General features: G+C 67.1%; 19 protein-coding genes. 18 read left to right on the forward strand and 1 reads right to left on the reverse strand.

The genetic code is table 11. From position 1 onward, the window contains the following. The first annotated feature begins 209 nt into the window (after positions 1–209). From AC1Z3W_RS07135 to AC1Z3W_RS07145, 3 genes are all read left to right on the forward strand, one after another. Positions 210–815, forward strand: coding sequence for an alpha-ketoglutarate-dependent dioxygenase AlkB family protein (locus AC1Z3W_RS07135; RefSeq protein WP_057929369.1), 606 nt, complete (start codon positions 210–212; stop codon positions 813–815). Positions 816–1,143: 328 nt separating this feature from the next. Beyond that, a complete protein-coding gene (locus AC1Z3W_RS07140) occupies positions 1,144–1,350 on the forward strand; it encodes a hypothetical protein (protein ID WP_014898921.1) in 207 nt (68 codons plus the stop codon). A 363-nt stretch (positions 1,351–1,713) separates the two neighbouring features. Continuing rightward, a complete protein-coding gene (locus tag AC1Z3W_RS07145) occupies positions 1,714–2,658 on the forward strand; it encodes an IclR family transcriptional regulator (RefSeq protein ID WP_057929368.1) in 945 nt (314 codons plus the stop codon). A 107-nt stretch (positions 2,659–2,765) separates the two neighbouring features. Here AC1Z3W_RS07145 and AC1Z3W_RS07150 read toward each other — a convergent pair whose 3' ends face one another. After that, positions 2,766–3,845: a porin gene (locus tag AC1Z3W_RS07150; RefSeq protein ID WP_057929367.1), complete on the reverse strand. Its 1,080-nt coding sequence runs from the start codon at positions 3,843–3,845 to the stop codon at positions 2,766–2,768. A gap of 449 nt (positions 3,846–4,294) precedes the next feature. Between AC1Z3W_RS07150 and AC1Z3W_RS07155 the strand changes: the two genes are divergently transcribed. From AC1Z3W_RS07155 to AC1Z3W_RS07225, 15 genes are all read left to right on the forward strand, one after another. Continuing rightward, positions 4,295–4,612 (forward strand): non-heme iron oxygenase ferredoxin subunit, encoded by a 318-nt coding sequence (locus AC1Z3W_RS07155; protein WP_014898924.1) that lies wholly within the window; start codon positions 4,295–4,297, stop codon positions 4,610–4,612. Between the two features lies 1 nt (position 4,613). Next, the gene (locus AC1Z3W_RS07160; RefSeq protein ID WP_057929366.1) at positions 4,614–4,925 is read left to right on the forward strand and encodes a recombinase-like helix-turn-helix domain-containing protein; all 312 of its coding nucleotides are present in this window, start codon (positions 4,614–4,616) and stop codon (positions 4,923–4,925) included. A 54-nt stretch (positions 4,926–4,979) separates the two neighbouring features. Continuing rightward, entirely contained in the window at positions 4,980–6,050 is a 1,071-nt protein-coding gene (locus AC1Z3W_RS07165) for an aromatic ring-hydroxylating dioxygenase subunit alpha (RefSeq protein WP_057929365.1), read from the forward strand. Continuing rightward, the gene (locus AC1Z3W_RS07170) at positions 6,043–6,813 is read left to right on the forward strand and encodes an SDR family oxidoreductase (RefSeq protein ID WP_483507352.1); all 771 of its coding nucleotides are present in this window, start codon (positions 6,043–6,045) and stop codon (positions 6,811–6,813) included. Before AC1Z3W_RS07165 ends, AC1Z3W_RS07170 begins: the two co-directional genes overlap by 8 nt. Positions 6,814–6,847: 34 nt before the next feature. Then, the gene (locus AC1Z3W_RS07175; RefSeq protein ID WP_057929363.1) at positions 6,848–7,375 is read left to right on the forward strand and encodes a cupin domain-containing protein; all 528 of its coding nucleotides are present in this window, start codon (positions 6,848–6,850) and stop codon (positions 7,373–7,375) included. Between the two features lie 18 nt (positions 7,376–7,393). Then, positions 7,394–8,290, forward strand: coding sequence for an alpha/beta fold hydrolase (locus AC1Z3W_RS07180; RefSeq protein ID WP_483507353.1), 897 nt, complete (start codon positions 7,394–7,396; stop codon positions 8,288–8,290). Positions 8,291–8,387: 97 nt separating this feature from the next. Next, the gene (locus AC1Z3W_RS07185; RefSeq protein ID WP_057929361.1) at positions 8,388–9,245 is read left to right on the forward strand and encodes an IclR family transcriptional regulator; all 858 of its coding nucleotides are present in this window, start codon (positions 8,388–8,390) and stop codon (positions 9,243–9,245) included. Between the two features lie 157 nt (positions 9,246–9,402). Continuing rightward, positions 9,403–10,200 (forward strand): SDR family oxidoreductase, encoded by a 798-nt coding sequence (locus AC1Z3W_RS07190; protein WP_483507354.1) that lies wholly within the window; start codon positions 9,403–9,405, stop codon positions 10,198–10,200. Continuing rightward, positions 10,193–11,863 (forward strand): thiamine pyrophosphate-binding protein, encoded by a 1,671-nt coding sequence (locus AC1Z3W_RS07195; protein WP_483507355.1) that lies wholly within the window; start codon positions 10,193–10,195, stop codon positions 11,861–11,863. Before AC1Z3W_RS07190 ends, AC1Z3W_RS07195 begins: the two co-directional genes overlap by 8 nt. After that, positions 11,856–12,695: an aspartate dehydrogenase gene (locus AC1Z3W_RS07200; protein WP_175824519.1), complete on the forward strand. Its 840-nt coding sequence runs from the start codon at positions 11,856–11,858 to the stop codon at positions 12,693–12,695. The genes AC1Z3W_RS07195 and AC1Z3W_RS07200 overlap by 8 nt, the downstream gene beginning before the upstream one ends. A gap of 89 nt (positions 12,696–12,784) precedes the next feature. Then, on the forward strand, positions 12,785–14,275 hold the full coding sequence (locus AC1Z3W_RS07205) for an aldehyde dehydrogenase (protein WP_057929357.1): 1,491 nt from the start codon (positions 12,785–12,787) through the stop codon (positions 14,273–14,275). 18 nt (positions 14,276–14,293) lie between these two features. Further along, positions 14,294–15,256: a VOC family protein gene (locus tag AC1Z3W_RS07210; RefSeq protein WP_057929356.1), complete on the forward strand. Its 963-nt coding sequence runs from the start codon at positions 14,294–14,296 to the stop codon at positions 15,254–15,256. Beyond that, complete coding sequence (locus AC1Z3W_RS07215) at positions 15,253–16,497, forward strand: NAD(P)/FAD-dependent oxidoreductase (RefSeq protein WP_057929355.1); 1,245 nt, start codon at positions 15,253–15,255, stop codon at positions 16,495–16,497. The genes AC1Z3W_RS07210 and AC1Z3W_RS07215 overlap by 4 nt, the downstream gene beginning before the upstream one ends. Before the next feature lie 38 nt (positions 16,498–16,535). Next, on the forward strand, positions 16,536–17,936 hold the full coding sequence (locus tag AC1Z3W_RS07220; RefSeq protein ID WP_057929354.1) for an MFS transporter: 1,401 nt from the start codon (positions 16,536–16,538) through the stop codon (positions 17,934–17,936). A gap of 312 nt (positions 17,937–18,248) precedes the next feature. Further along, positions 18,249–18,476, forward strand: coding sequence for a DUF3079 domain-containing protein (locus AC1Z3W_RS07225; RefSeq protein WP_057929353.1), 228 nt, complete (start codon positions 18,249–18,251; stop codon positions 18,474–18,476). The last annotated feature ends 10 nt before the right edge of the window (positions 18,477–18,486 follow it).

Below are 18,486 nucleotides of genomic sequence, written 5' to 3' on the forward strand. Positions count from 1 at the left end.
AGAAGACTGCGCCCCGGATATAGACGCTTTGCGACACGCCGCGATGATAGCGTGACGTGCCGAACATGCATCGGCTTCGCGATCGGCGATGCGTGCGTGCGTGCGGCCTCGTCGCGCGGCGGAATGACAGCGCATGGCGGCGCGCGTCGCCGTTGTCTACCATGCAGACATGATTCGCCAGCCTTGTTCATTTGCTGCCTGATCCCGACATGTCGACGCCCGATCTTTTCGCCGATACCCCCGTGCCCGACGTGGACTGGTACCCGGACTGGCTCGCGCCGGCCGACGCCGATCGCGTGCTGGCCGCGCTGATCGACGAGGTCGCGTGGCGGCAGGACACGATCCGCACGCCGCGCGGCCGCATTCCGCTGCCGCGGTTGACCGCGTGGCAGGGCGAGCCCGATGCCGTCTACGTCTATTCGGGGATTCGCAACGTACCCGCGCCGTGGACGCCGGCCGTGCTCGACCTGAAGCGAGCGGTCGAGGCGACCTGCGGCGCGCGTTTCAACAGCGTGCTGCTCAATCGTTACCGCAACGGGCAGGACAGCCTCGGCTGGCATGCGGACAACGAGCCGGAGCTCGGTGACGCGCCGGTGATCGCGTCGGTGAGCCTCGGCGCGATGCGCGTGTTCGACCTTCGTCACCGTGCGACCGGCGTCGTGCATGCGTACCGGCTGACGCACGGCAGCCTGCTCGTGATGCGCGGCCGCACGCAGGCCGAATGGCAGCACCGCGTGCCGAAGGCGCCGGCCGTGCAGGGCGAGCGCGTCAACCTGACGTTCCGGCGGGTATTGTCGGCGGAGGCGGGCCGGTAGCTGCGTCGATCGATGCCTCGGTCGCTCGGGATCGCGACCCGTTTTTCAACCGATCCGGCCTGTCGATCGCCCATGCGGCACGTTGCCGCACGCGTGGTGTGCCGCGCCTCGGGAATATGCTCGCGAGGCCCGTTCCGTATGGGTTTCAGGCGGGTTTCAGGTGGATTTGATTGACCGCCCGGTTCTGATAGGCAGGTGTAAGCCCTGATGGTGCGTCGCAACATTCCTTGACTAGACTGTCAAAAGGCTGAAACGCGCCGCGAGCCGGCGCTTTTTTCGACATGCCCGACGCGTCGCCGATGCGACGCGCAGGGCAGGAGCATACCCCGTGACCGTACTGGACTCATCCCTCGAACCCTCGCTGCACGTCTTCGAACAAGACGGTGGATGGCAATGGGCGCTGACGGTGAAGCGGGCGTCCGGCGTCGGTGTGAAAGTCGTTGCATTCAGCACGGACGGCTTTCGCGGCGAAGCCGACGCGTACGCCGCCGGTCAGCTCGCGCGTGCCGAGTATGACGACGCCGTGACGGCCTGACGTCGCATTGCGCCGATCCCGTTCGCGGATCGGTGCGGTCGTTCGTGTTCACGCGTTTTCCCTGGCCCTTTTCCCGCCATCCGACTTGCCCGAATCGATCCGCATGCGACGTCGCACGCGGCGCGTTTGCGTTCACCCATCGTTCGCCGGCCGCGCCATGCAGGCGATGTTCCGGTGGGCAGTCCTGTCTATCGCTGTTATCCTTTCGATCGCATCAGGCTATGCGACAGCCCGGCTGTCCGGCTGTCCGGCCCGCCTGCGCCGGATCGTGTTGATCCGGTCCGGTCGAAAATCCATAATCAAGCATTGCGGGTCTTTCGTGAACGCTTCCATTCCGTCCATGTGCACAGGGTCAATCCAACGATGAGCGGCGCATCGAAACCGCCGGCGAAGCCGGCAAGCGCGCCGCGCGCGACAGTCGGCGACGACGTCGACCGCGACGCGTCGAAGCAGGGTGCGGGCGACGACGACTCGTCCGGTGGCGCGTCGTCGTATCTGGTGCCGGGCCTTGAACGCGGGCTGCGGATCCTGGCCGAATTCTCCGCGCGCGAGCCGGTGCTCGGCGCGCCCGAGCTGTCGAAGCGCATTGGCATTCCGCGCACGACCACCTTCCGCCTGCTGCAGACGCTCGAAGCGCTCGGCTTTCTCGAGCGTGTGAACGGCGACCGCTATTTCCGGCTCGGTGTCGGCGTGCTGCGGCTCGGTTTCGAATACCTGAATTCGCTCGAGCTGACCGACCTCGGCACGCCCGTGCTCGAGCGGCTGCGCGACGCGACGGGCCTGTCGACGCACCTGCTGATCCGCGACCAGCGCGATGTCGTGTTCGTCGCGAAGGCGCAGAGCAATACGTCGATGTTCGGTTCGGTGAAGGTGCACGTCGGCACGCGGCTGCCCGCGCATGCGACCGTGCACGGCCACGTGCTGATGGGCGACCTCACGCGCGACGCGCTGCGCCAGCTCTATCCGGAAAAGCGGCTCGAGCAGTTCACCGAGCGCACGCCGAGCACCGTCGACGAGCTGTACGAGCGCGTGCGTCATTACGCGCGGCTCGGCTACGCGGTCAGCGAGGCTGCATTCGAGAGCGGCATTTCGGCGGTGACCGCGCCCGTGCGCGACCATTCGGGCGCGATCGTCGCGGCGATCACGGCGACGGTGCCGCGCTCGGAGATCGGCGAGGCCGGCGAGAAGGAGCGGCTCGTCGAAGCGGTGTGCGGCGCGGCGGTCGACCTGTCGCAGCGCCTGAACTACCGGCCGCTCGAAAGCGACCCGACGTTCGCGCACGCACGCCATCGGGTCGCGATGTTCTGATTTCTGATCCCGTCGAGCGAGCCGCGTCGCGCGGCTTCGCATGCAAAAAGAGCAGCCCAGGGGCTGCTCTTTTTGCTTCGGCGGCCGGGCGCATGTACCCGTGCTGCTCAGAACGAGTGATGAATGCCGGTCAGCACGATCACCTGGTTCGCGGTGCTCGACGTGCCGGCCGTGAAGAATGCGGCCTTCGCACCGCCCGAGCCGTGCTCGTACAACACGTTCGCATAGAGCTGCGTGCGCTTCGACAGCGAATAGATGTCGCCGAGCTCGACCTGCGTCCAGCGGCGGCCGGCCAGCGTCGTCGTCGCTGCGCCGCCCGCGATCGTGTTGAACGCGCTGCTGCGGTAGTTCACGCCCGCGTCGTAGCTCTGGAACGTGTCGGAATAGCCGTTCGACTGCATCTTCGCGCGCGTGTAGAGGCCGTGCACGAGGAAGTCGCCGAACTGGTACGACGCGCCCGCGCCGATGTTCTCGACCTTGCTCGCGAGATAGCCGTTCGCGGTGTTTTGCCCCTGGAACGACGTGATGCCCGTCTGGCTGATCAGGATCGAGCGGTCGTGCTCGTTCGAGTAGACGACCGACGCCTTGAACGGCCCGTTCGCATAGTTCAGCGCGACGCCGACCGACTTGCCGGTCGCGAAGTTCGTCGTGTTGCCGAGCGCCATCGCCGCCGCGGCCGAGAAGCCGGCGAAGCTCGGCGAGCGGTACTTGACCGCGTTGTTGTACGGCACGTTGCCGGTCGCGGCGAGCCCGTCGATGTTGCCCGGGTGGAATGCATACCAGCTCATCGCGAGGTACGCGGTGCTGAGCGGATCGAGATAGTCGAACGTCAGCGGCGTCTGGCGGCCGAGCGTCAGCGTGCCGTAGCGATCCGAGCTGAGGCCGACGAACGCCGCGCGGTTCCAGATCGTGTTCGCGGTCGCGAACTGGCCGTTGTTCGTATAGAAGCCGTTTTCGAGCTGGAAGATCGCCGACAGGCCGCTGCCGAGGTCTTCCTTGCCTTTCAGGCCCCACCGATCGGGCTGCGTGTTGCCCTGGATCATCGCCCACTTCGCGTGGCCGCCGACGTTGTTCACGTACGCGACGCCGGCATCCATGCTGCCGTACAGCATCACGCTGCTCTGCGCCCAGGCGCCCGACACGGCGCCCATTCCGATGACTGCTGCTGCTACCGCATGCTTGACCATTTGATCTCCTGACTCTCCAAACCTGATGGAAAACGTGCCGTGGCGGCGGGCGCGGGGACGGCCGGCCGTCGCGCGCTCTTCACCGCCGGGCGGGCACTCCTTTCGTTCCATACAAGGAACAGCGTGCCTCTGATGGAATGGAGTATAGAGGTGTCACGCACAGGATCAAAAATAAATTTTTCGGGCCGGATGCGGACGAGGGCGATCCGAAACACGGGTTCGAGAGTCCTGAAAATATGACTTAAACCCCCGTCATAAAACAAAAAATTACATCTGACTGAGGTGGCGAGAGCGACTGCCGACCCGGCGGTCGGTATTTTCCCTAGGACATGCAGCTTTTTGTTTTACTCGTGGAAAGTCGCTCCTATAATCACCATCCATAAACTGATGTTCCGGGTATGGAACAAACCCGGGGCGAACCGAGAGTCGATCAGAAGGAAGGGTGTGAGATGTCTGAACAATGGATTTGTGCCGGGCACGCCGGCGCGCTGTCGGAAGACACGCCGATCGAGTTCAAGCGGACCGACGGCGTCGAAATCGGGATCTACCGCGTCGGCGACGAGGTGTATGCGCTCGAGAACGTGTGCCCGCATGCATACGCGCTGCTGACGCAGGGGTTCGTCGACGAAGGCACGGTCGAATGCCCGCTGCATGAAGCCGTGTTCGACATCAAGACGGGCGAATGCCTGAAGGGCCCGGGCGGGCGTGCGCTGAAGCAGTACGCGGTGCGCCTTGCCGGCGAGGAAATCCAGATCAAGGTGGAATGACATGAAAGAAGCGACCGTCAACTTCAATCCCTTCCTGAAGCCGTGGATGGCACCGCAGCCGAACAACGTCGCGGGCAAGGGGCAGATCGAGATCCCCGGGCAGGTCGAGAACCAGGTGTGGCAGAACCGCAAGGCCGAGCCGACCCAGTACGAGAACGATCTCGGCGATGCGCTCGAACGCGTGTTCGAGAGCGGTGCGACCGAGCTGGACGATGTCGTCGCGGGCCTGAACCGCATCGGCTTCCGCGCACCGGACGGCACCGCGTGGACACCCGAGCGCTTCCGCGCCGAAATGGCCTCGCTGGCGGAATGAGCGCGCGAGCCGCGTGACCGCCGACCCGACGACAACCGCATCCGGAGCACACTGATGACGTCCCCCGCACAACACGAAGCCCAACACGACCCGGTCCGCGACTACCTCGATCGCGGCATCAAGAACTACTGGTATCCCGTCGCCCCGAGCTGGCAGGTGTCGAACGCGCCCGTCGGCCTCACGCGCCTGTCCGAGCAGATCGTGCTGTGGCGCGATCACGAGGGCAAGGTCCACGCGCTGGAAGATCGCTGCCCGCACCGCGGCGCGCGCCTGTCGCTCGGCTGGAACCTCGGCGGCAGCATCGCCTGCTGGTATCACGGCGTCGAAGTCGACGGCGGCGGCACGGTCAACCGCGTGCCGGCAGTGTCGAACTGTCCGCTCGAAGGCTCGAAGTGCGTGAAGTCGTATCCGGTCGAAGAAAAGGCCGGCGCGATCTTCCTGTGGTTCGGCGACGAAGCGCATGGCGAGCCGGCGCCGCTGAACCTGCCGGAAGAACTGGTTGCCGACGAGTACGGCCACTTCCTGTGCGTGTCGAACTGGAAGTGCAATTACCAGTACGCGATCGACAACGTGATGGACCCGATGCACGGCGCGTACCTGCACGCGACGTCGCACTCGATGGCCGAAGGCGACAAGCAGGCCGACATGCGCGTGCGCAAGACGGAAACGGGCCTGATGTTCGAGAAGATCGGCCAGCGCGACGTGAACTTCGACTGGGTCGAGCTCGGCGAAACGGGCTGCCTGTGGATGCGCCTCGCGATTCCGTACAAGCAGAAGTTCGGCCCGGGCGGCAACTTCGGGATCATCGGCTTCGCGACGCCGGTCGACGGCGACAACTGCCAGGTCTACTTCTGGCGTACGCGCAAGGTCAGCGGCTGGCAGCGCGACGTGTGGCGCTTCATGTACCGCAACCGCCTCGAGGGCCTGCACTGGGACGTGCTCGAGCAGGACCGCTACGTTCTCGAAAGCCTCGCGCCGCACGCGCGCGATCACGAATACCTGTACCAGCACGACGTCGGCATCACGCGCGTGCGCCGGATGCTGCGCCAGCGCGCGCAGGAACACCTGTCCGCGCTCGACGCGCACCGCGCGGCGCACGCCGCATCGGAGCCCGCGAATGGCTGAGCTCGCACCGGTCGTGTCGCTGCCGGGGCGCCGCGTGCTCGTCACGGGCGGTGCGCGCGGTCTCGGCGCCGCGTTCGTGAAGGCGCTGGTCGCAGCGGGTGCGCAGGTCGCGTTCGGCGACGTGCTCGTCGAAGAAGGCCGCGCGCTGGCCACGCAGCTCGCGCAAGCCGGCCACACCGCACATTTCTTCGCGCTCGACCTGGCCGATCCGGCGAGCGTCGATGCGTTCGTCGCGCAGGGCGCGGCAGCGCTCGGCGGCATCGACGCGCTGATCAACAACGCGGCGATCACGAACTCGGGCGGCAAGCTGTCGACGGAACTCGACGTGTCGACGTGGGACGCCGTGATGAACGTGAACGTGCGCGGCGTGTGGCTCGTCAGCAATGCGGCGTTGCCGCACCTTGCGCGCTCGGGTCGCGGCGCGATCGTGAACCTCGCATCGGACACCGCGCTGTGGGGCGCGCCGAAGCTGCTCGCGTACGTCGCCAGCAAGGGCGCGGTGATCGCGATGACGCATGCGCAGGCACGCGAGTTCGGCGCGCACGGCGTGACGGTCAACGCGATCGCGCCGGGGCTCACCGAAGTCGAGGCGACGGCCTACGTGCCGGCCGAACGGCATGCGTTCTACATGCAGGGCCGCGCGCTGACGCGCGCGCAGGTGCCCGACGACGTGACGGGCCCCGTGCTGTTCCTGCTGTCGGACGGCGCGCGCTTCGTGACGGGTCAACTGCTGCCGGTGAACGGCGGCTTCGTAATGAATTGAATCGAAGTTTTCACTGGAAATGAAGGAGAGGACGATGGCGGACGCAGATCTCGAACGCAAGTCGTGGGACCAGCCGGAAGGCGCAAGCTTCGGCGACTGGATGGAAGGGCGCGTCGCGCGCTACGAAACGCGGCGCTACGACTGGGACGCGCTGAAGTTCCAGGCCGACTACGACCCGAAGTACCGCCGTGCGCAGATGCGCTATGTCGGCACGGGCGGCACGGGCGTCGCGAAGGACGTCAACACGGTGCCGGCCGGCAACTTCACGTTTTCGACGATGGTCATTCCGGCCGGCAACATCGGTCCGAGCCACATCCACATCGATGTCGAGGAAATCTTCTTCGTGCTGCGCGGCAAGATGAAGGTGATCTGCGAGCGCGACGGCGAGACCTGGGAAGCGATCCTCGGCGAGCGCGACCTGATCTCGGTACCGCCGGGCGTGTATCGCACGGAAATCAACATCGGCGAGGAAGACGCGCTGATGTGCGTGATGCTCGGTTCGTCGAAGCCGATCACGCCGACGTATCCGCCGGATTCGCCGCTCGCGAAGATCAAGCGCTGAGACGGGGCGGAGCAAGCAATGAGTGTCATCGACAAACGTGAACGCGACCGCACCGCGGCGTTCGCCGCGCTGCTCGGGCAGTTTCCCGAACAGCGCTGCGCGGCCGGCGCGGCGGGCACGATCGGTTATCGCGAGGCCGGCGCGCAGCATGCGAGCCACGCGCTGCCCGTCGTGCTGCTGCACGGGATCGGCTCGGGCGCCGCATCGTGGGTGCGCCAGCTCGACACGCTCGGCGCGTCGCGACGCGTGCTTGCGTGGGATGCGCCCGGCTACGGCGTGTCGACTGCCGTGCACGGCGCGTCGCCGGCCGCCGCCGACTATGCGGTGTCGCTGAACGCGTGGCTCGAGGCACTCGGCATCGAACGCTGCGTGCTGGTCGGGCATTCGCTCGGCGCGATCATCGCGGGCGGTTTGGCCCGCGTGATGCCCGCGCGGATTGCAGGCCTGTTGCTGATCTCGCCCGCGGGCGGCTACGGCAGTGCGCCCGCCGAAACGCGCGATACGCGCCGCGACGCGCGCCTCGCGATGCTCGCCGAACTCGGTCCGGCCGGGCTCGCCGAGCAGCGCAGCGGCAACATGCTGTCCGGATTCGCGAATGAGGATGCGCGGGCGTGGGTGCGCTGGAACATGGCGCGCATCGTGCCGGCCGGCTACGCGCAGGCCACGCATCTGCTCGCGAACGCCGATCTCGCGACCGATCTCGCCGGCTTTCGCGGCCGCACGGCAGTCGCTGTCGGCGCGAACGACGCGATCACGCCGCCCGCCGCATGCGAGCGGATCGCCGCGGCCGCGCACGTGGGGCTGCAGGTGATTCCGCAAGCGGGGCATGCGGGTTATGTGGAAGCGCCGGCGGTCTACTCGTCGCTGATCGACGCGTTCTGCCGTCAATGCGACCGTCAACGGGGGCTGGAATGAACTACCCCCACGCTCACATTCGTTCGCTTGGGGGGGCGCAGCCCCCTCATCCCCAGAAGACCGATGCCTCCCTTGGGGCGGCCCGGCGGGAGGCATCATGAGCGAACCGTTGCAACAAGAGGACGCGGAAAACGCAAAGTCCGAGGCCAGCTACGTCGTGCCAGGCCTCGAACGCGGATTGCGGATCCTCGCCGAATTCTCGCCGCGCGAGCCGGTGCTCGGCGCGCCGGAACTGTCCAAGCGACTCGGCATTCCGCGTACGACGGTATTCCGTCTGCTGCAAACGCTCGAATCGCTCGGCTTTCTCGAGCGCGCGGACAAGGATCGCAACTACAAGCTCGGCATTGCCGTGCTGCGGCTCGGCTTCGAATACCTGAGCTCGCTCGAGCTGACCGATCTCGGCCTGCCGGTGATCGAGAGCCTGCGCGATGCGACCGGCTTCACGACGCATATCGTGATCCGCGACGGCCGCGACGTGGTGTTCGTCGCGAAGGCGCAGAGCCAGTCGCCGGTGTTCAGCTCGATTCGCGTGAACGTCGGCACGCGGCTGCCCGCGCATGCGACGACTCACGGCCACGTGCTGATGGGCGACCTGTCGCTGAAGGAGCTGCGTGCGCTGTATCCGGAAGGCACGCTGAACCGGATGACGAGTGCGACGCCCGAAACGGTCGACGCGCTGTACGAAATGATCCGCGAGGACGCACTGCGCGGCTACGGCATCAGCAATTCGTCGTTTGAACGCGGGATCTCGGTGGTTACGGCGCCGGTGCGCAACGACACGCAGAAGATCGTCGCGTGCATCACGGTGACGGTGCCGAGGCCGGAAATCGACGCGGCGCTGATCGCCGACGGCCTGTTCGACAAGGTGCAGCGCGCGGCGGCGGAACTGTCGCGGCGGCTCAATTACCGCTCGGATGACGAGCACACGTTTCTGAAGGCTTTAGGATTGAAATGAGACCCCCACGCATGCTTCGCACGCTGCCCCCCGAGGGGGCGGTCAATCCTCTTGGGGCGGCCCGGCGACTGATGAAACAGCCCCCACGTTCGCTTTGCTCACTGCCCCCCGAGGAGGCTGCCGGCCCTCTTGGGGCGGCCCGGCGAGGGCTGACGACATGATTGAGATCGATCTGACCGGGCAGGTGGCGGTGGTGACGGGCGGTTCGTCCGGCATCGGCCTCGCGACTGCCGAACGGTTTCTGCAGGCCGGCGCGTCGGTCGCGATTTGCGGCCGTGACGGCGAACGCCTCGCGCGCGCCGAAGCGATGCTCGGCGAAAAATACCCGGGCGCGCAATTGCTCGCCGTGCGCTGCAACGTGCTCGACGAAGCCGACGTGGCCGCGTTCGCGCAGGCTGTCTCCGACCGTTTCGGCCGGGCCGACATGCTGGTCAACAACGCGGGCCAGGGCCGCGTGTCGACCTTCGCCGACACGACCGACGACGCGTGGCGCGAAGAGCTCGAACTGAAGTACTTCAGCATCATCCGCCCGACGCGCGCGTTCCTGCCGCTGCTGCGCGATGCGGCCGCGCCGTCGATCACCTGCGTGAACTCGCTGCTCGCGTTGCAGCCTGAGCCGCACATGGTCGCGACGTCGTCGGCGCGTGCGGGTGTGCTGAGCCTCGTGAAGTCGCTCGCGACCGAACTGGCGCCGCAGCGCATCCGCGTGAACTCGATCCTGATCGGCATCGTCGAGTCGGGTCAATGGCGCCGCCGCTACGAAGCGCAGGCGCAGGCCGGCGAAAGCTGGGAGGACTGGACGGGCGCGCTCGCCCGCAAGAAGAACATTCCGCTGAACCGCTTCGGCAGGCCCGACGAGGCAGCCTGGGCACTTTTTTATCTCGCAACGCATCTGTCGTCCTATACGACGGGCAGCCATATCGACGTTTCTGGAGGCTTTGCACGCCATGTCTAAAAAAACCACGGTTGGCGAGCTGATTGCCGCCTTTCTCGAGCAGTGCGATGTCAAAACCGCATTCGGTGTCATCTCGATCCACAACATGCCGATCCTCGACGCGATCAACTCGCGCGGGAACATCCGGTATGTCGGCGCGCGCGGTGAAGCGGGCGCGGTGAACATGGCCGACGGCCTGGCCCGCGTGTCGGGTGGCCTCGGCGTCGCGTTCACGAGCACCGGCACGGCGGCGGGCAACGCGGCCGGCGCGATGGTCGAGGCGCTGACGGCCGGCACCGCGCTGCTGCATATCACGGGGCAGATCGAAACGCCGTACCTCGACCAGGATCTGGCGTACATCCACGAAGCGCCGGACCAGCTCACGATGCTCGACGCGATCTCGAAGGCTGCGTTCCGCGTGCGCACGGTCGAAACCGTGCTGCCGACGATCCGCGAAGCGGTGCGCATCGCGCAGACCGCGCCGACTGGCCCGGTATCGGTCGAGATTCCGATCGACATCCAGGCCGCCGAAATCGAATGGCCGGAAGACCTCGCGCCGGCGCACGTCGCGGTGCGCGAGCACGACGACGCACGCGTTGCGAAGCTCGCCGACGCGCTGGCGGCCAAGCGCCGTCCGCTGCTGTGGCTCGGCGGCGGTGCGCGCCATGCGCGTGCGGAGGTGGAGCGCCTGGTGAAGCTCGGCTTCGGCGTCGTGACGAGCGTGCAGGGCCGCGGCGTGCTGCCGGAAGATCACCCGGCGACGCTCGGCGCGTTCAACGTGCATTCGACCGTCGAAGCGTTCTACAAGACCTGCGACGCGCTCGTCGTGGTCGGCTCGCGCCTGCGCGGCAACGAGACGCTGAAGTACAAGCTCGCGCTGCCGCAGCCGCTGTTCCGCATCGACGCCGACGCGCTCGCCGACAACCGCGGCTATCGCAACGAGCTGTTCGTGCACGGCGATTCGAAGCGTGTGCTGGCCGAGCTGGCCGATCGCCTCGAAGGTCGTCTGTCCGTCGATCCGCAGTTCGCAATCGATCTCGCGGCGGCGCGCGAGCAGGCCGTCGCCAGCGTGGCGGAAGGCCTTGGGCCCTACAAGAAGCTCGTCGACACGCTGCAGGGTGCGGTCGGCCGCGACTACAACTGGGTGCGCGACGTGACGATCTCGAACAGCACGTGGGGCAACCGCCTGCTGAAGATCTTCGAACCGCGCGCGGGCGTGCATGCGCTCGGCGGCGGCATCGGCCAGGGCATCCAGATGGGCATCGGCGCGGCGCTGGCCGGGTCGGCGGCGAAGACGGTCTGCCTGGTCGGCGACGGCGGCCTGATGGTCAACGTCGGCGAGCTCGTGACGGCCGTGCAGGAAAACGCGAACGTGATGATCGTGCTGATGAACGACCAGTGCTACGGCGTGATCCGCAACATCCAGGACGCGCACTACGGCGGCCGCCGCTGCTTCGTCCAGCTGCACCAGCCCGATTTCGCGCAGTTCTGCGCGAGCTTCGGCCTCACGCACTACCGGATCACATCGCTCGACCAGGCGGAAGCGATCGTGCGCGAAGGGATCGCGAAGGAAGGACCGGTGATGGTCGAGGTCGACATGCTGTCGGTCGGCTCGTTCGCATCGGCGTTCGCGGGCCCGCCGGTGAAGAAGGAGGAAACGCCGTCGGAGCGCCAATATGCTTAACGGACGCAACCCGGGCCACGCACACGCGCATGCGCCCGTCGACGTCGCGATGATCGGCTTCGGCGCGATCGGTGCCGCCGTGTATCACGCGGTCGAGCACGATGCGTCGTTGCGCGTCGCGCACGTGATCGTGCCCGAGCACCAGCGCGACGCGGTGCAGCGCGAGCTCGGCGGTGCGGTGGAGGTGGTGTCGTCGGTCGACGCGCTGGCCCGCCGCCCCGAGTTCGCGCTCGAATGCGCGGGCCACAGCGCGCTCGTCGATCACGTCGTGCCGCTGCTGAAGGCCGGCACCGACTGCGCGGTCGCGTCGATCGGCGCGCTGTCCGATCTTGCGCTGCTCGACGTGCTGGCGCAGGCCGCCGACGAAGGCGACGCGACGCTCACGCTGCTGTCCGGCGCGATCGGCGGGATCGACGCGCTGGCGTCGGCGAAGCAGGGCGGCCTCGACGAGGTGCTGTACGTCGGCCGCAAGCCGCCGCTCGGCTGGCTCGGCACGCCCGCCGAGGCACTGTGCGACCTGCGTGCGATGACCGAAGAGAAGGTGATCTTCGAAGGCACTGCACGCGATGCCGCGCGGCTGTATCCGAAGAACGCGAACGTCGCTGCAACCGTCGCGCTCGCGGGCCTCGGCCTCGATGCGACGCGCGTGCGCCTGATTGCCGATCCGGCCGTCGCGCGCAACGTGCACCGCATCACCGCCCGTGGCGCGTTCGGCGAGATGTCGCTCGAAATGAGCGGCAAGCCGTTGCCCGATAACCCGAAGACGTCCGCGTTGACCGCGTACTGCGCGATCCGTGCGCTGCGCAACCGCGCGGCCCGCTGCGTGATCTGAGCGTGCGATCCGGACCTTCGGGCCATTGAGCGCCCGCCTGCGCCACGGCGCGGGCGGCAGCGCAAAGACAGATTTGTGGGACTTGCGACATGACTTCATTCGATACGAGCCTCGTACCCAACGGCGACATCCTGATCGGCGGCGAGTGGCGGCGCGGCCGTGGCGCGCCTTACGCGAGCATCTATCCGGCCGACCAGTCGCTGAACATGGAAGTATCGACGGCGAACGCGGAAGACGCGGCCGAAGCCGTCGTGGCCGCCGACGCCGCGTGGCGTCGCGCCGACTGGGCCGGGCTCAAGCCGCATCAGCGCGCGCTGGTGCTGTACCGGATCGCCGACCTGATCATGCAGCGTCACGAGGCGCTCGCGAACCTGCAGCGTCGCGACAACGGCAAGCCGATCGGCGAGACGCGCGTGCTGGTCGCGAGCGCGGCCAACACGTTCCGCTATTTCGCGGCTTGCCTGGAAACGCTCGACGAAGAGCTGACGCCGTCGCGCGGCGACTACCTGACGATGAGCGTGCACGAGCCGATCGGCGTGATCGCGGCGATCACGCCGTGGAACTCGCCGATCGCATCCGACGCGCAGAAACTTGCGCCGGCGCTCGCCGGCGGCAACGCGGTGGTGCTCAAGCCGGCCGAAGTCACGCCACTCGTGTCGCTCGCGCTGGCCCGCATCTGCGAGGAAGCCGGCGTGCCGAAGGGTGTGCTGAGCGTGCTGCCGGGCAAGGGCTCGGTGATCGGCGACGTGCTGGTGCGTCATCCGCTCGTGAAGAAGGTGTCGTTTACCGGCGGCACCGAGGTGGGTCGCGGCATCGCGCGCATCGCGGCGGAGAAGCTGATGCCCGTGTCGCTGGAGCTCGGCGGCAAGTCGCCGACGATCGTGTGCGACGACGCCGATCTCGATCACGCGGTCAACGGCGTGCTTTACGGCATCTTCAGCTCGTCGGGTGAAGCGTGCATCGCGGGTTCGCGCCTCTTCGTGCAGCGTGCGGTGTACGACGAATTCATGCAGCGGCTGGTGGCCGGCGCACGCAAGCTGCGCGTGGGCGACCCGACGCGTCCCGACACGCAGATGGGCCCGCTGATCACCGCGAAGCATCGCGAATCGGTCGAGCGCTATGTCGCGCTCGGGCTGGAGGAAGGCGGCCGCCTGCTGTGCGGCGGCGAACGGCCGTCGGGCGACGGGCGCGAGGACGGCTTCTTCTACCAGCCGACGATTCTCGAAGGTCTGCCGAACAGCGCGCGCATCTGCCAGGAAGAAATCTTCGGGCCGGTGCTGGTCGCGATGCCGTTCGACGACGAAGCGTCGCTGATCGCGCAGGCGAACGACAGCGTGTTCGGACTCGCCGCCGGCATCTGGACGCGCGACTACAAGCGTGCATGGCGCATCGCGCGCGCGCTCGAGACGGGCACCGTGTGGATCAACACGTACAAGCTGTTCTCGATCTCCACGCCGTTCTCGGGCTGGAAAGAGAGCGGGATGGGGCGCGAGAAGGGGCGTCTCGGCATCCGCGAGTACATGCAGCAGAAGAGCCTCTACTGGGGCTTGAACGACGCGCCGCTGCCGTGGGCGAACTGAGCGAAGGGGAATGACGCAATGAGCATCTTGGGTATCGAGCAGATCACGTACGGTGTCGACGACCTCGCGACGTGCCGGCGCTTTTTCGCCGACTGGGGCTTGAAGGAAGTCGCGCACGACGACGCGCGCGCGCGTTTCGAAACGCTGAACGGCTGCACCGTGCTGGTCGTCAAGGCCGACGATCCGTCGCTGCCGCCCGCGTTCGAAGCGGGCCCGACGCTGCGTGAAGTCACGTGGGGCGTCGCGACGCGGCAGGAAGTCGACGCGCTGCGCACGAAGCTGGCCGGCCAGCCCGGCTATTACGCACGGGACGATGCGGTCGGCTGCATCGATCCGAACGGGATGGCGATCCGCATCGAAGTGACGCGCAAGCGCGCGCTCGACATCACCGGTTCGCCGTCGAACGTGTGGGGCCGGACGGTGCGGGTCGACCAGCCGAGCCCGATCTATGCGCGCGCCGAGCCGGTCGAGGTCGGGCACGTCGTGTTCTTCACGAACTGCCTCGACGCGCAGGAAAAGTTCTATCACGAACTGCTCGGCTTCGAGACTTCAGACCGCTATCCGGGCCGCGGCGCGTTCATGCGCTGCGCACCGCACGGCGGCCACCACGACCTGTTCCTGCTCGCGCTGCCGAATGGCAAACGCGGCCTGAACCACGTCGCGTTCACCGTGCGCGACATCCATGAGGTGTTCGGCGGCGGCATGCACATCGACCGCTGCGGCTGGGAAACGCAGCTCGGCCCGGGGCGTCACCCTGTGTCGTCCGCGTACTTCTGGTACTTCCAGAATCCGGCCGGCGCACTGATCGAGTACTACGCGGACGAGGACGTGCTGACGCCCGAGTGGCAGCCGCGCGAATTCGAACCGGGCCCGACCGTGTTCGCCGAATGGGCCGTCGACGGCGGCCTCGACGGCAACACGCGCCGGCAGAAGAACGTGAAGGCGCCGGAAGGCAAGTTCATGACGGAGCGCAAATCATGATCGAAGCGAACACGCAGGATCAGGCCGCGCCCGGCACCGTCGTCGTGATCGGCGGCGGCCAGGCCGCCGGCTGGGTGTTGAAGACGCTGCGCGCGGAAGGGTTCGCGGGCCGCCTCGTGATGATCGCGGACGAGCCGCACCTGCCGTACGAGCGTCCGCCGCTGTCGAAGGCCGTGCTGGCCGGCGACGCCGACATCGAGACCGTGCGCGTCGTGCGCCCGGATGAATTCGACGCGCTGAGCGTCGAGGCGTGGCAGCCGGAACGCGCGGCATCGATCGACCGTGCGCGCCGCGTGGTGAAGACCGATAGTGGCCGCGAGATCGAATACGACCGGCTCGTGATCGCGACCGGCGGCACGTCGCGCCGCTTGCCCGATGCGATCGTCAGGACGACGAACCTGCATTACCTGCGCACGCTCGACGAAGCGGCCGCGCTCGGCGAGAAACTGCGCGCCAGCAAGCGCGTGCTCGTGATCGGCGGCGGCTGGATCGGCCTCGAGGTCGCGGCGACCGCGCGCAAGCTCGGTGTCGAAGCCGTCGTCGTCGAAGGCGCGCCGCGTCTGTGCGGGCGATCGGTGCCGCAGATCGTGTCGGATTTCCTGCTCGGCCTGCATCGCGCGAATGGCGTCGACGTGCGTCTTGGCGCGGCGCTCGCATCGCTCGACGCGCAGCCGGACGACGCATCGAAGGTCCGCGCGACGCTTGCCGACGGCACGACGATCGACGCCGATTTCGCGGTGGCCGGCATCGGCCTTGCGCTGAACGCGACGCTCGCGAGCGACGCCGGGCTGGCGATCGACGATGGCATCGTCGTCGACGAATTCGGCGCGACCAGCGATCCGGCGATCTTCGCGTGCGGCGACGTCGCGAACCATCACAACGGCTGGCTGAAACGGCGCGTGCGGCTCGAATCGTGGGCGAACGCGCAGAACCAGGCGATCGCGGCCGCGAAGGCCGTGCTCGGCGTGCGCGCACCGTACGCGGAGATTCCGTGGTTCTGGTCCGATCAGTACGACGTGAACCTGCAGATCCTCGGTGATCTGCCGGCCGATGCGCAGCTCGTCGTGCGCGGCGATCTTGCCGCGCGCCGCGCGACGCTGTTTTTCGTGGGCGATGGGCATATGAGAGGTGTCATCGCCATCAACAACGCACGCGAGCTGAAGCTCGCACGCAAGTGGATGAACCAGGGCCGGGCAGTGGATACGGAAGTCCTGGCGGACACGACCAAAGCGCTGGCCTGACCGGCCAAGACGACCAAAAGATCCAGGAGACACCCCGCATGAGCACTTTCGACAACGTCGTGGCCGGCAGGGCCACGATGGAAGCTGCCGCCTCCACGCCCGGCGCGATCATCGCGCGGCTCGAGCGGCTTCCGACCAACTCGATGCAGATCCGCGCGCGTGTGCTGATCGGCACCGCGACGTTCTTCGACGGCTTCGACGTGATCACGATCGCGGCGACGCTGCCGCTGCTGATTCACAAGTGGGGGCTGTCGCCGACGCAGATCGGCATGCTGATCGCGTCTGGCGCGATCGGCCAGCTGATCGGCGCGTTCCTGTTTCCCACGCTCGCCGAGAAGCATGGCCGCGTGAAGGCGATCGCATGGAGCTCGGCCGTGATCGGCATTACCAGCATCGCGTGCGGTTTCGCGCCGACGTTCGAGGTGTTCGTGCTGCTGCGGATCCTGCAGGGGCTCGGTCTCGGCGGCGAACTGCCGGTCGCGGCCACGTACATCAACGAAATCACGCGCGCGCACGGCCGCGGGCGCTTCGTGCTGCTGTACGAGATCGTGTTCCCGATCGGCCTGCTGGTGTCGATGGCGCTCGGCGCGTGGCTCGTGCCGCGGTTCGGCTGGGAGATCATGTACTTCGTCGGCGGGCTGCCGCTGATCCTCGCACTGGTGCTCACGCATCTCGTGCCGGAATCGCCGCGCTGGCTCGCGTCGCGCGGACGGCTCGCGGAAGCCGGGCGGGCGGTGGGCGTGTTCGAAGCGTCGGTGCGCGGCGAGCTGCCGCCGGTCACGCAGGTGGCCGCATACGACGAGATGGTGCGTCAGCACCCGAAGCGCCGGATGAGCGACCTGTTCAGTGCCGCGTATCGCAAGCGCACGCTCGCGGTGGCGACACTGTGGGCGACCTGCGGGTTCATCCAGTACGGGCTGTCCACCTGGCTGCCGACGATCTACAAGAACTTCTATCACGCACCGCTGCAGCTCGCGCTGAATCTCGCGGTGATCGGTTCCGTGATGGGCGTGCTCGGTTCGCTCGCGTCCGCGCTGCTGGTCGACAAGCTCGGCCGCAAGCCGGTGATCGTATGGTCGTTCGTGCTGTGCGCGCTGTCGCTGGCGCTCGCGGGCCTCTATCACGCATCGTCGGTGTATGTCGTCGCGATCTTCTGCTCGCTGTCGCTCGGGCTGATGGCGTCGGGCTTCATCACTGCGTACGTCTATACGCCGGAGCAGTATCCGACGAGCATCCGTGCGTCCGGCTGCGGGCTCGGCAGCGCGTGGCTGAAGATCGCGTCGTTCGCCGCGCCGATGATCGTGCCGCACGCGATCATCGGCGGCAATCTCGCGCCGGCGTTCTACCTGATCGGTGTCGTGCCGCTGATCGCGGCGCTGACCGTCCACTTCGTCGGGATCGAGACGAAGGGCAAGGTGCTGGAGGCACTGGAAGCGTAAGCACGGCTGGCTGCAACGGTTGACATGGAAGGCCCGGGCAATGCTCGGGCCTTTTGTTCTTGGCTGCCGGCATGGTCCAATCCATCGTCCATTTTTCCGATAGATGCCAGCGCCACGCCGATGTTTGAACCCATCACGCAAGGTTGAGGTTGTCGGCTTACGTCGCGCAATACCGTGCAGACCAGATCAATCGCCTCCGCGTGCCTGGCCGACGCACTGCGGCCGGTGCGAAAGAATGCCGCATGGCAGGCGTGTACCGGTGCACTAGAGTCGAACGGTGCGGACGCAACGACACCGGGAAGACAACGAATCATGGCCAAGAAATTTCCGCTGCATCCCAACCATCCGGAACGGATCTGCTGGGGATGCGACAACTACTGCCCGACGCATGCGATGCGTTGCGGCAATGGCTCCAGCCGGACCCAGCACCCGTGCGAACTGCTCGGCGAGGACTGGTATCGATACGGCGACTGGGGCATCGACTGCGAGGATGACGAAAGCGACAAGGCAACTGCGGCGTCGGCGGGTGGGCAGTCGTAGCGACAAGTTG

The sequence above is a fragment of the Burkholderia sp. 10_S31 genome (assembly GCF_056930375.1).

Bases quoted from the DNA above. Each gene is read 5' to 3' on its own strand.
- AC1Z3W_RS07135 (WP_057929369.1), top strand. From the start codon at position 210: ATGTCGACGCCCGATCTTTTCGCCGATACCCCCGTGCCCGACGTGGAC.
- AC1Z3W_RS07145 (WP_057929368.1), top strand. From the start codon at position 1,714: ATGAGCGGCGCATCGAAACCGCCGGCGAAGCCGGCAAGCGCGCCGCGC.
- AC1Z3W_RS07150 (WP_057929367.1), bottom strand. From the start codon at position 3,845: ATGGTCAAGCATGCGGTAGCAGCAGCAGTCATCGGAATGGGCGCCGTG.
- AC1Z3W_RS07155 (WP_014898924.1), top strand. From the start codon at position 4,295: ATGTCTGAACAATGGATTTGTGCCGGGCACGCCGGCGCGCTGTCGGAA.
- AC1Z3W_RS07160 (WP_057929366.1), top strand. From the start codon at position 4,614: ATGAAAGAAGCGACCGTCAACTTCAATCCCTTCCTGAAGCCGTGGATG.
- AC1Z3W_RS07165 (WP_057929365.1), top strand. From the start codon at position 4,980: ATGACGTCCCCCGCACAACACGAAGCCCAACACGACCCGGTCCGCGAC.
- AC1Z3W_RS07170 (WP_483507352.1), top strand. From the start codon at position 6,043: ATGGCTGAGCTCGCACCGGTCGTGTCGCTGCCGGGGCGCCGCGTGCTC.
- AC1Z3W_RS07175 (WP_057929363.1), top strand. From the start codon at position 6,848: ATGGCGGACGCAGATCTCGAACGCAAGTCGTGGGACCAGCCGGAAGGC.
- AC1Z3W_RS07180 (WP_483507353.1), top strand. From the start codon at position 7,394: ATGAGTGTCATCGACAAACGTGAACGCGACCGCACCGCGGCGTTCGCC.
- AC1Z3W_RS07185 (WP_057929361.1), top strand. From the start codon at position 8,388: ATGAGCGAACCGTTGCAACAAGAGGACGCGGAAAACGCAAAGTCCGAG.
- AC1Z3W_RS07190 (WP_483507354.1), top strand. From the start codon at position 9,403: ATGATTGAGATCGATCTGACCGGGCAGGTGGCGGTGGTGACGGGCGGT.
- AC1Z3W_RS07195 (WP_483507355.1), top strand. From the start codon at position 10,193: ATGTCTAAAAAAACCACGGTTGGCGAGCTGATTGCCGCCTTTCTCGAG.
- AC1Z3W_RS07200 (WP_175824519.1), top strand. From the start codon at position 11,856: ATGCTTAACGGACGCAACCCGGGCCACGCACACGCGCATGCGCCCGTC.
- AC1Z3W_RS07205 (WP_057929357.1), top strand. From the start codon at position 12,785: ATGACTTCATTCGATACGAGCCTCGTACCCAACGGCGACATCCTGATC.
- AC1Z3W_RS07210 (WP_057929356.1), top strand. From the start codon at position 14,294: ATGAGCATCTTGGGTATCGAGCAGATCACGTACGGTGTCGACGACCTC.
- AC1Z3W_RS07215 (WP_057929355.1), top strand. From the start codon at position 15,253: ATGATCGAAGCGAACACGCAGGATCAGGCCGCGCCCGGCACCGTCGTC.
- AC1Z3W_RS07220 (WP_057929354.1), top strand. From the start codon at position 16,536: ATGAGCACTTTCGACAACGTCGTGGCCGGCAGGGCCACGATGGAAGCT.
- AC1Z3W_RS07225 (WP_057929353.1), top strand. From the start codon at position 18,249: ATGGCCAAGAAATTTCCGCTGCATCCCAACCATCCGGAACGGATCTGC.